Source organism: Stenotrophomonas sp. SPM (assembly GCF_003105135.1).
In the GTDB taxonomy this organism is placed as follows: domain Bacteria; phylum Pseudomonadota; class Gammaproteobacteria; order Xanthomonadales; family Xanthomonadaceae; genus Stenotrophomonas.
This window is the reverse complement of the sequence record NZ_QETL01000176.1, coordinates 1-3951: the sequence shown is the minus strand read 5'-3', so window position 1 is coordinate 3951 and position 3951 is coordinate 1. Positions and strand designations below refer to the sequence as shown.

Here is a 3951-nt window from a genome sequence, read left to right as displayed (position 1 = left end):
TCGAAGGCGGGGTGGGTCCGGCTGAGGGGGCGTGAGCCGCATGGATGCGGCGACCGAGCTTACATGGACGTACTTGCAGCGCCCCCCTCAACCGGACCCGCCCCGCCAACCCACGGAAGGCCCGCTGTCGCTGTTGCTTCGGCTTGAAGCTTCTGCGGGTGCAGGGCGCAGCCCTGCCGAACTAAACTAAACACCGTTGCCCGCAGGATCGCCCATGTTCGATATCTCCCCCCAGCTCGACTGCGCCGGCCGCATCCTGCGCCTGGACCGCGCCCGGGTCATGGGCATCGTCAACGTCACCCCGGATTCGTTCTCCGATGGTGGCGCGCACGACAGCACCGATGCCGCCGTGGCCCATGGCCTGAAGCTGGTGGAGGAGGGTGCCGACCTGCTGGATATCGGCGGCGAGTCGACCCGCCCGGGTGCCGCGCCGGTGTCGGTGGAAGAAGAACTGCAGCGCGTGCTGCCGGTAATCGAACAGCTCGCTGCCCGCACCACCGTGCCGATCAGCATCGACACCTTCAAGCCGGAGGTGATGCGCGCGGCAGTGGCGGCGGGCGCCGGCATGATCAACGACATCTTCGGCCTGCGTCAGGAGGGCGCGCTGGACGCGGCCGCCGATACCGGGGTGCCGGTGGTGCTGATGCACATGCAGGGCGAACCCGGCCACATGCAGGCCGACCCGCATTACGACGACGTGGTGGCTGAGGTCCACGGTTTCCTCGTGCAGCGTCTGTTCGCTGCCGAAATGGCCGGCATCGCCAAGAAGAATCTGCTGATCGACCTGGGCTTTGGCTTCGGCAAGACCACGGCGCACAACATGACCCTGCTGGCCCGTTCCGAGCGCTTCCTCGAGCTGGGCGTGCCGATGCTGGCCGGCCTGTCGCGCAAGCGCAGCCTGGGCGAGCTGACCGGCCGCGAGGTGGCGACCGAACGCGTGGCCGCGTCGGTGGCGGCGCACCTGATCGCCGTGCAGCGCGGCGCCCGCATCGTGCGCGTGCATGACGTGGCCGCCACGGTCGATGCCCTGAAGATCTGGGAGGCCGTGGACGCGGTGCCCGCGTCCCGCGTCGATGCTGCTCCGTCGATCCGCTGGCCGGACGAAGACTGATGGCTGTCGACCAGCGTCCGCTGGCGATCGCGGTGATGGGCCCGACCGCCAGTGGCAAGACCGCCACGGCGATCCGCCTGGCCCAGGCGTTGGACGGTGAGATCGTCAGCGTCGATTCGGCGCTGGTCTATCGCGGCCTGGACATCGGTTCCGCCAAGCCCGACGCCGCCGAGCGCGCGCAGGCACTGCATCACCTGCTGGATCTGCGCGATCCCTGGCAGACCTATTCGGCGGCCGAGTTCGCCACCGATGCTGGTCGCGTGGTGGCCGACATCGTCGCCCGCGGCAAGACCCCGATCCTGGCCGGCGGCACCGGGCTGTATTTCCGCGCCCTGCTGCAGGGGCTCTCGCCGATGCCCGAGGCCGACCCGGCAATGCGCGAGGTGCTCAGTGCCGAGGCCGCCGAACGCGGTTGGGCCGCCCTGCATGCCGAACTGGCGCAGGTCGACCCGGCGGCCGCCGCGCGCATCCACGCCACCGACCCGCAGCGCATCCAGCGGGCGCTGGAGGTCTACCGGCTGACCGGCACCCCGATCACTGAATGGCAGCGCCGCCCCGGCGTGGCGCCGTTGCCGGTGCGAACCCTGAAACTGATACTGGCCCCGCGCGACCGGGCCGTGCTGCACCAGCGCATCGAGGCCCGCTTCGACGCCATGCTGCTGCAGGGCTTCCTGGACGAGGTCCGTACCCTGCGGGCCCTGCCACAGATGGCGGCCGTGGCCGCGCCGCTGGACCTGCCGGCGGTGCGCGCGGTCGGCTACCGCCAGGCGTGGGAATTCCTGGACGGGCAGGGCGACGCCGCCCGCTTCCGAGACAAGGCCATTTTCGCCACCCGGCAGCTGGCCAAGCGCCAGCTGACCTGGCTTCGTGGCGAGCTTGATGCCCGCTGGTTCGACCCCCATATCGACCACGAGCGCCTGTCCGGCGCGGTGTCGACCTTCGTCGCACGCTGAACTGCCGCCGGCCGTGTACCATCATGGGTCGGCGGCCGGCTCGGGGGCCGCGGCATCCACCGGCAACCCAATAAGAACAATAATCAGGAGTTAGCAATGTCCAAGGGGCAATCGCTGCAGGATCCTTTCTTGAATGCACTGCGGCGCGAACGCGTGCCGGTTTCGGTGTATCTGGTCAACGGCATCAAGCTGCAGGGCACGATCGAATCGTTCGATCAGTTCGTGGTCCTGCTGCGCAACACCGTCAGCCAGATGGTCTACAAGCACGCCATTTCCACCGTGGTGCCGGCGCGTAACGTGAAAGTCGGGCCGGGTGGTGGCTACGTGCAGTCAGGTGAAAATGATGGTCAGGCGGGTGATGAAGCAGACGAGTAATTCCGGAGCGGTGAATGTTTGACCGCTCGAAAAAGGGCGAAAACGCCCTGTTGATCCAGCCCCATTTCGGCAAGCTGGAAGAAGACGTGCTGGAAGAGTTCGGAGATCTGGCCCGCTCGGCAGGGGCCAGCATCGCCGCCACCATCACCGCGCGCCTGGACCGTCCCAACCCGTCGACCCTGATCGGCAGCGGCAAGCTGGACGAGATCAAGGCTGCGGCTGACGCAACCGGCGCGGACCTGATCCTGGTCAACCATTCGCTGAGCCCGGGCCAGGAACGCAACCTGGAACGCTTCCTGGAGCGCCGGGTGATCGACCGTACCGGCCTGATCCTGGACATCTTTGCCCAGCGTGCGCACAGCCACGAAGGCAAGCTGCAGGTCGAGCTGGCGCAGCTGCGCCATCTGGCCACGCGGCTGGTGCGCGGCTGGACCCACCTTGAGCGTCAGCGCGGTGGTTCGATCGGCCTGCGCGGCCCGGGTGAAACCCAGCTGGAAACCGACCGCCGCCTGCTGCAGAAGCGGGTGGAGCAGCTGCAGAAGCGGCTTGAAAAGGTTGAAACGCAGCGCACCCAGATGCGCCGCGCGCGCCTGCGCAGCGAGCTGCCTCGCGTGGCCCTGGTCGGCTATACCAATGCCGGCAAATCGACCCTGTTCAATGCCCTGACCGGTGCCGAGGCGTACGCCGCCGACCAGCTGTTTGCCACCCTGGACCCGACGGTGCGCCGCATCGCCGTGCCCGGCGGCAGCGTGGTGCTGGCCGATACCGTGGGCTTCGTGCGCGACCTGCCGCATGACCTGGTCGCCGCGTTCCGCTCGACCCTGTCCGAAGCGCGCGAGGCTGACTTCCTGCTGCACCTGGTCGACGCTGCCGATCCGCACCGCGAGGAGCGCATCGCCCAGGTCGACGAAGTACTGACCGCCGTCGGTGCCGGTGACCTGCCGCAGTTGCTGGTGTTCAACAAGATCGACCGCATCGAGGGTGCCGAAGTGCGTCACGACGGCCAGGACGGCATCCCCGATCCCTCGCGCCGCGAGCGGGTCTGGATCTCGGCCCGCGACGGCGAAGGCCTGGAACTGCTGCAGAGCGTGCTGGGCAAGCGCCTGGGCCTGCAGCACGTCAGTGGCGAACTGCGCCTGCCGCCCAGCGCAGGCCGCCTGCGCGCGCGCCTGCACCAGCTGGAAGTAATCCGCAGCGAAGCGGCCGACGAAGACGGCTGGCTGCTGCAGGTCGACATCCCGATCGCCGAAGCCGAGAAGCTGGCCGCCAGCCCCGACGGCGACCCGATCCGCGACCTGCTGCCGGAAAAACTGCCGGAGTGGTAAGCCACATCGGGTGGAGTCAGAGCCCTTTGCTGCGCAAAGGGATCTGACCCCGTGCCGACCGACGGTCGGCACCCACCAGAGCAGAACGCCGTTTCGACAGCCCGCAGAAAACTGTCGAAGGCGGGGTGGGTCCGGTTGAGGGGGTGTGAGCGGCATGGATGCCGCGACCAAGCCCCCATGGATGGGT

General features: G+C 68.4%; 4 protein-coding genes. All 4 read left to right on the top strand.

Annotation, left to right across the window (positions count from 1 at the left end; all coding sequences use genetic code 11):
- The first annotated feature begins 214 nt into the window (after positions 1–214).
- The 4 genes from folP (at position 215) to hflX (ending at position 3764) form a co-directional block, all read left to right on the top strand.
- Positions 215–1111: a dihydropteroate synthase gene (gene folP, locus DCO49_RS19565; protein WP_116865408.1), complete on the top strand. Its 897-nt coding sequence runs from the start codon at positions 215–217 to the stop codon at positions 1109–1111.
- Positions 1111–2064, top strand: coding sequence for a tRNA (adenosine(37)-N6)-dimethylallyltransferase MiaA (gene miaA, locus DCO49_RS19560; protein ID WP_116865407.1), 954 nt, complete (start codon positions 1111–1113; stop codon positions 2062–2064). The genes folP and miaA overlap by 1 nt, the downstream gene beginning before the upstream one ends.
- Positions 2065–2160: 96 nt before the next feature.
- Positions 2161–2439, top strand: coding sequence for an RNA chaperone Hfq (gene hfq, locus DCO49_RS19555; protein ID WP_116865406.1), 279 nt, complete (start codon positions 2161–2163; stop codon positions 2437–2439).
- 14 nt (positions 2440–2453) lie between these two features.
- Complete coding sequence (hflX, locus tag DCO49_RS19550; protein ID WP_116865405.1) at positions 2454–3764, top strand: ribosome rescue GTPase HflX; 1311 nt, start codon at positions 2454–2456, stop codon at positions 3762–3764.
- The last annotated feature ends 187 nt before the right edge of the window (positions 3765–3951 follow it).

Coding starts and splice junctions, on each gene's coding strand:
- folP (WP_116865408.1), top strand. CDS start 215: ATGTTCGATATCTCCCCCCAGCTCGACTGCGCCGGCCGCATCCTGCGC.
- miaA (WP_116865407.1), top strand. CDS start 1,111: ATGGCTGTCGACCAGCGTCCGCTGGCGATCGCGGTGATGGGCCCGACC.
- hfq (WP_116865406.1), top strand. CDS start 2,161: ATGTCCAAGGGGCAATCGCTGCAGGATCCTTTCTTGAATGCACTGCGG.
- hflX (WP_116865405.1), top strand. CDS start 2,454: ATGTTTGACCGCTCGAAAAAGGGCGAAAACGCCCTGTTGATCCAGCCC.